Below are 3695 nucleotides of genomic sequence, written 5' to 3'. Positions count from 1 at the left end.
GGCGTCAGGCCAGGCGCCGGGATAGCGCCAGGCGCCGGTATGAATGCTGATCGGCCGCATGAATGCGCCGAGCTTGAGTTGCCGTATCGCCATCGCCCCAATCCGTGCCGTTATCGTTCCAAAAGAGATAGGCACGAGAGGCCGCGGCGCCATCGGCAGGCAAGCAGAAGATTATTTTGTTTTGGAGGCGTTATAGTGCCCGCCAGTGGATTGAGCATGATCTCTTCGGAAAACCGCTGCGCTTTTCCCGATCGTGCTTTACGAGGCGGCCAGGATATCCCGGTGCATCTTGCCGGAGTAGAAATGATAGAACGGCACTTCCGCGTCGTGGCCGAGCGCGCCGGCAGCAAGCCGCTTGTCCAGTTCGTTCAGCACGTTTCGCGTCATCGGATGCAGGTCGGCGAGCGGCTTTGAGCCGAGTTCGACCCAGACCAGTTCGACCAGTTCCGCATCTGCATGAATGACGCCATCGATTCTGTGGACGATTGCCGAGGCGTCGGCGGTGAAGAAGCGGGTATCGAAGCGCCGTACGCGGCCCGGCGGGGTAATGGCGCGCGCGATCAGGAAAAGACCGGACGGATCGGGCAGGAGGCCGGCATCGGCAAAAGGCTTCCATGGCCCCGATAACGCTGGGATCTTGCCCTGGCTCGGCCGCCCGAGACAAAGCCCGGTTTCCTCACAGGCCTCTCGGATCGCTGCAACTGCCAGTGAGCGTGCACGGGCCGCCGTGATCTTCGGGCTTCCCTTCAGCAGATTGGCTTCCAGCGCCTTCGGAATGGGAGCGGCAACCGGAACGCGGCTGTCGGCGACATCGACCCGACCGCCGGGGAAGACGAACTTGCCGGGCATGAACACGACCTTGTCGTGGCGGCGTCCGACCAGGACTTTGGGGATGGTGGCGGAGCGATCGACCAGGATCAGCGTCGCGGCATCGACCGGACGGCGATAGGGATGATGGTCGGCTTCCTTCTCAGTCGCTTGTTGCCCCGTTTCGCTCATAGCATGCGTGCCCCGTTCCCGCTCGCAGATGACGGTCTAAGGCTCGGGATTCTCTTCGTCAAATCCATGCATCCGCAGCGCCCATTGCGCCCCGACGACGGCCCCCTTGACCGGCTGCAATAGCGCCAGCGAGGCGATGAAGGTCAACGGCAGATAGATCGCGAGCTGAAGCGCGACAGGCGGCGAAAAGTTGGTTTCGATCATGAGCGCCAAGGGCACCACGATGTGGCCGACGATGACGATGACGAGATAAGCCGGGAGGTCGTCGGCACGATGCCCCGAGAAATCCTGGCCGCAGGCCGAGCAGGCGTCGTCTACTTTCAGGAAGGCACGAAACAGATTGCCCTCGCCGCAGCGCGGGCAGCGCCCGCGAAAGCCGCGCTTCAAGGCTTGCCAGACGTCGCGCTTCTCCCTCAGTCCGGTTTCCTGACTCCAGACGATCGGACGATCGCTTACCGTTTCCATGACTTGCCTTTCTTCTTCTTTCCAGCTTTCACTTTATCGGCCTTGCCACCGTTCCGGCGCGCCGCTCTGCCCGGATGGGCCTTGGATTTCGCGAAATCGCGGCGGCGGGAGCGAGGAAGCGCCTGGCCTTCCGACAGCAGTTCGAACCGCAACGCGCCCGCGACCGGTGCCGCTTCTACCAGACGAACGTCGACGACGTCCCCAAGCCTGTGCATGGCACCGCTGCGCGTGCCGATCAGCGCATGGCGCGTCTCGTCATAATTGAAATATTCCTCGCCCAGCGAGCGCACCGGAACCAGCCCGTCGGCGCCTGTATCGGTCAGCTTCACAAACAGCCCGGCGCGGGCGACGCCGGAAATCCGCCCCTGAAACGTTGCTCCGATGCGATCGGCAAGAAAATGGGCGATCAGCCGATCGGCGGTCTCGCGCTCGGCTTTCATTGCACGGCGTTCGGTGACGGATATCTGGGCCGCAACCTCGCTCAAATTTTCCGTCGTCTCCGACTCCGGCATGGCGCCTTCGCCGAGCCCGAGTGCGCGGATCAGGGCGCGATGGACAACAAGATCGGCATATCGCCTGATCGGCGAGGTGAAATGCGCATAGCGACGCAGGTTCAGGCCGAAATGGCCGTAGTTCTCGGCCGAATATTCAGCCTGGGCCTGCGAGCGCAGCACCACTTCGTTCACCAGCGATTCCGCATCATGCCCCTTGACCTGCGCCAGCACGCGGTTGAACACGGCCGGCCGCAACGCGCCGGCCTTAGCGAAGGGCAGGTCGAGGGTTTTCAGGAATTCCTGGAGCGCGTGAACCTTTTCAAGCGCCGGCTCATCGTGCACCCGGTAGATAAGCGGCAGCGACTTCCTTTCAAGCATTTCGGCCGCGGCGACATTGGCCAAAATCATGAACTCCTCGATCAATTTATGGGCGTCCAATCGTTCGGGCACGATGACGCGATCGACGGTACCGTCCGATTTGAGGAGGATCTTGCGTTCGGGGAGGTCGAGATCGAGCGGGTCCCGCGCGTCGCGGGCGCGCTTCACCGCCGTGTAGGCGGCATAAAGCGGCTTCAGAACGGCGGCGAGCAGGGGGCCTGTGGTGTCGTCGGGATGGCCGTCGATGGCGGCCTGTGCCTGCGCGTAATGCAGTTTGGCGGCCGAGCGCATCAGGACGCGATGGAACGTGTGCGATCGCTTGCGACCGTCCGCTCCGATCACCATGCGCACTGCCAGCGCACCGCGCGGCTCGCCGGGCACCAGCGAGCACAAGTTATTCGAGATGCGCTCGGGCAGCATCGGCACAACGCGGTCCGGGAAATAGACCGAATTGCCGCGTTCCAGCGCGTCCTGATCGAGAGCGGAGCCCGGGCGAACATAAAAAGCGACGTCGGCGATCGCGACATGGACGATGAAGCCGCCTTTGTTGTTCGGATCGAAATCAGGCTCCGCATGAACGGCGTCGTCGTGGTCCTTGGCGTCGGGCGGGTCGATGGTGACGAGCGGGACGTCGCGCCAGTCCTCGCGGCCCTTCAGGATCGCAGGGCTTGCGTGTTCAGCCTCGCGCAGCGCATCTTTCGAAAACGCCTGCGGAATACCGTGAGCGTGGATCGCGATCAGGCTGATTGCCTTTTCGGATGCGATCGATCCCAGCCGTTCCTTGACCTTGCCGGAGGCGAGGCCGAAGCCGCGCGAGCGCACCAGGTCGACACTGACGAGATCGCCATCTTCGGCGCCAAGAGTTTCGGATTTGGCGATGTTCAACTCGCGTCCAGCCTGCTTCTTGTCGACTGGGATCAGGCGACCGCCGCCGTCGGGATTTTTGCGGAAGATGCCGAGCACGCGGGTTTTGGCGAGATCGATCACCTTGAGAATTCGTCCGCGATAGGCGACGCCGTCGCGAACGCGTTCCTCGACCTTTTCGACGCGCAGGAGGGCGCGGTCGCCTATGCCGGCAGAGGTGCCCGGCTTTGCGCGCCGCGGCATATGGATACGAATTTTCGGCGGCTCGCTGTTTTCGACCTCGTCCCATTCGGCGGGGACGGCCAACAGCTCGCCGTCGCTGTCGCGACTCGCGATGTCGGCCAACAGCGTCGCGGGCAGGATCTCGGGCTCGCTGATTTCCTTGCCGCGCTTCTTGATGATGCCTTCGTCGGCCAGGTCTCGCAGCAATTGCTTCAGCTCGGCGCGGTCGGCGTTCCGGAGGCCGAACTCGCGGGCAATCTCCCGGGTTCCCAC

The 3695-nt window shown here is 63.2% G+C and carries 3 protein-coding genes; all 3 read right to left on the bottom strand.

The genetic code is table 11. The features are described 5' to 3' along the window. Window positions 1–258: 258 nt before the first annotated feature. Window positions 259–999 (bottom strand): NUDIX hydrolase, encoded by a 741-nt coding sequence (locus tag NEZ08_RS15730; protein WP_298108585.1) that lies wholly within the window; start codon window positions 997–999, stop codon window positions 259–261. Window positions 1000–1035: 36 nt separating this feature from the next. Next, window positions 1036–1464, bottom strand: a complete 429-nt coding sequence (locus tag NEZ08_RS15725) for a DUF983 domain-containing protein (protein ID WP_298108582.1) — start codon at window positions 1462–1464, stop codon at window positions 1036–1038. Beyond that, the coding region (gene rnr, locus NEZ08_RS15720) for a ribonuclease R (RefSeq protein ID WP_298108579.1) at window positions 1452–3695 on the bottom strand (2244 nt) is incomplete at its 5' end. The genes rnr and NEZ08_RS15725, both read right to left, overlap by 13 nt.

It is taken from the genome of Bradyrhizobium sp. (genome assembly GCF_027451485.1).
Classification (GTDB): Bacteria; Pseudomonadota; Alphaproteobacteria; order Rhizobiales; family Xanthobacteraceae; genus Bradyrhizobium.
This window is presented reverse-complemented; position numbering and strand designations above follow the sequence as displayed.

Excerpts from the sequence above, each read along its gene's own strand:
- NEZ08_RS15730 (WP_298108585.1), bottom strand. The coding sequence starts at position 999 with ATGAGCGAAACGGGGCAACAAGCGACTGAGAAGGAAGCCGACCATCAT.
- NEZ08_RS15725 (WP_298108582.1), bottom strand. The coding sequence starts at position 1,464 with ATGGAAACGGTAAGCGATCGTCCGATCGTCTGGAGTCAGGAAACCGGA.